General features: G+C 62.7%; 1 protein-coding gene. It reads right to left on the reverse strand.

Annotation, left to right across the window (positions count from 1 at the left end):
- A partial coding sequence (locus AC5DC2_RS21665) for an autotransporter outer membrane beta-barrel domain-containing protein (protein WP_491699985.1) occupies positions 1-3,016 on the reverse strand: 3,016 nt, incomplete at its 3' end.
- Positions 3,017-3,277 lie beyond the last annotated feature (261 nt).

Genomic DNA, 3,277 nt, shown 5'->3' on the forward strand with positions numbered 1-3,277 from the left:
TGTCGACGCCGACAAGCAGGCCGCCCGTCGCGCTGTCGAGGCCGGCGGCATTGGCATTGCCGTCGAACTTGTTCCACGCCCCGAAGGCGCTGCCCCAGGCGGCGATGCCGTCTGCCTGATCGGGGGCGGCAAGATTTGCCCCGTCAGGCCCGTAGGCCAGAACCGGCGCCGACGATGCGCCGACCGTGCCGAAGGCGGAGCGAAGGCGATCGGCTTCCGCGCCGCGGACGATGCCGCTTTCCTCTATCAGCGCGGACTTGACCGACGCATGGATCTCGCCGGAAAGCTGGTCGAAGCCGTTGCGAACGAAATCGGGGTCGTCCGGCAGCATGACGATCGCGTCATAGAGTGCGTTTCCGGCGGTAAAGCCGATCGACTCCACGCTCGCCGCAACGGCCGCCTGGTTGGCGGTTTGAGCCAGCGATGCGAAATCGCGGTCATTGCGCTGCAGCTTCAGGCCGATTTCGCCCGCGCCATAGAGAAAGTCGGGCGTCAGGAAGGCGAAATCGGAGGTGACGCTTGCGAATTCGCCCTCGATCTCACCGGCCGAGAGGACGGTGTAGGTCGAGCGCGGATCATAGACGCCGTCAAAGCCGACATGGGCGAGCGTGCCGTCCAGCGAGGCCTTGCCGGTCACCGTCACCGCATCGCTCAGGCCGCTTTCCGGGTCCACTTCGACGGCAAAGATCGAGCCGGAGGCGAAGGCAAGGTCGCCGTCGATCGCGAGCGTGCCGATGGAGTTGCCCGGCGACAGCGTGCCGCCCGAGGCGATTGAGACCAGCGAACCCGCGCCGGAGCCGATCGTGCCGGAGCCGCCGAGAACGGCGCCGTCATTGACGGTCATGCTGCCGCCGAGCGCGCCGACGCCGTTTTCGTCGCCCACCAAGAGCTTGCCCTCATTGACCAGCGTGGTGCCGGCGAAGCCGGAGCTGTCCGCCGTCAGGAGCAGGGTGCCCACGCCGCGCTTTTCAAACGTGCCGTCGCCGGAGAACGTCTTCAGAGCGGTGACGGGCACCGTCGGATGCGAGACGTCGATCCAGCCGCGACCGTCGAAACGGATGGCCTTGTCGATCGAGGTGATCGGCCCGGTCCACTGCGCCCAGTCATCGTCCGGTCCGGCGGTGCGGATGCCGCCATTGTCGAGCGTGATCAGGCCGTCGGTGGAGCCGAGAGCGGCGCTCTCATCGATCGCCACGGTCTTGCCGGCGGTGACGACGATATCGCGGAAGCGCTCATGATCGTCCACGCACATCGCGCGGGCGCCCTGAAGCGACAGGTGCTGCGCGTCGGCGCAATCGAGCGCCAGCTTGAGGGGGGCGAAGGGGTCGTTTTCGAAGTCGAGCCCGGTCTTGGCGGAAAGCGCGGCGCGTATGGCTGGATCGTTGAGGCCGAGCGTTGCCACAAGCTCGTCCCAGGCCGGGTTTTCCGGCTTGGTGTCGAAGGCGAGGTCCTCGTCGACATACTTCATGAGGATATCGCCCCATTGCTCCCAGCTCATGTCGCTGATGCTGCCGATGCCCGGGAACTCGTCGCGATGCGCCTGGAAATAGTCGTCGAGAACGTTGCGGAAGAACTCCGGATTGGAGGTGTCCGTGAGCTTGTCGAGATAGGCCTTGTAAACCGCCTGCTGTTCGGCGGGCACGTAGAGCGAAAGCTCTTCCTGGAAGGCTTCCGGGTCGTGACGGTCATAGACCGCGTTGGCGAGCAGGAAGCCGAGGCGGTCCTCGGTGACTTCCGGGGCCTGCGCATAGATCGGGCGGCCATCCTCATCGGAAAGCTGGCCGAGATAGACATCGGTGCGGTGGTTGTTGCGCGACAGCCGGAATTCGCCGGCGCGCTCGGCCGAATCGCTGGTCTTGGCGTCGAAGGTCAGGCGAACCTTGCCGCTGCCATCGCCGATTTCCTCGACATTGGGGCCCTTCCAGCGGATTTCGTGGGCGAGCGGTTCGTGGTCGGAAAGCGCCTTGCCGCTCTCCGTCGTGCTGATGTCCTGATCGAGAACGCCGCCGACATAGCGGTCGTCTTCGGCATCCGTCAGCTCCCACCATTTCGCATAGGGGCGCGAGGCGATGAAGTGGTCGATCTGGGTGCGGCCCCAGGACGGCCATTTGAAGGCCTCGTCATCTTCTTCCACGCTCGGCCATGTGGTGCTGCCATCCGCCAGCTTGTGGGGGGCGAAGCGTTCGCGATCCTCGGGGTTCTGCAGGATCTGGTACTGTTTCTTCAGAAGGTTCATCGTGTAGGGCGTGTTGCCCGCCACGGGATAGGTCTCGTCGGTGAACAGGCCTTCCGGCGCGATATTGGTCTTACGGTTGATATAGGCTTCGGCGGCGGCGTATTTTTCCGAACCGATGGCGTGATTGCGCGCGACATATTGCAGCGCCCAGGCCTTGTGGTCCGCATTGCCGGTCTCTCGCGCGCGCTTCATCATAAATTCCTGCTGAACCACTTCCAGCAGTCCGCGCTCGGAGATGTCACCCGCGTTGAAGTCCCCCGTCATGATAATGGGGCTGGCTTTGCTCGCCGCCCAGTCGTTCAGCTCATGGGCTTCGCGGTTGCGATGGAGAAAGGCATCATCGCGGTAGTCGAGGTGCTCCGTCGCGATGATCGTCTGCGGGCGGCCGTTCTCGCCGCCGACAACCACGTGGGCCGGCTCGTCGGTATTGCTGTAATCGATGATGTCCTTGTCGCGCCAGGCAAGGCCGGTGTCGCCCTTCGAGTGCAGCGCATAATCGCCGGCGCCAAGGTCGGCCATCTTCTTCTGGATGTCGACGCCGTAGCTGTTGCGGTATTCCTGGATGGTGATGAAATCGTAATTGCCCGATGAAAGAAGATCGGCCGCTTCGGGGATGAGCGTCGATGCCCCCCAGGTGTTCAGAGAGATGATGCGCAGCGCATTGTCTTCGGCCTGAGCCGGAACAGCGCTGACGGCCAGCAGCGAAACGCCGCTCAGAAGGCCGAGCATCTTGCCTGAAATCTGCGCGCGGCTTCCCAGCCGCTGAATGATGCCATTCATCGGATATTCCTTTCGTAATCGGAACGCTATGAAATTTCGATTTGCGTCGTCAGGTTAGTATGTTTCGAAAGCGACACATAGACCCCGTATATGTCATATTTACAACATTTTTATAGATTCCTTGCGTACACGCGCCCGGTGTTTCAAAAAGGGGACACAGAATCGGAAATGGTGCTGGAGGTGGTGTGGACGTGGAAAGAAGCGGCGAGGAAAGAAAGAAGGAAGGCCGTCAGTCGTCGATACTGCGATTGATGGAGAAGA

The sequence above is a fragment of the Martelella sp. genome, from assembly GCF_984369615.1.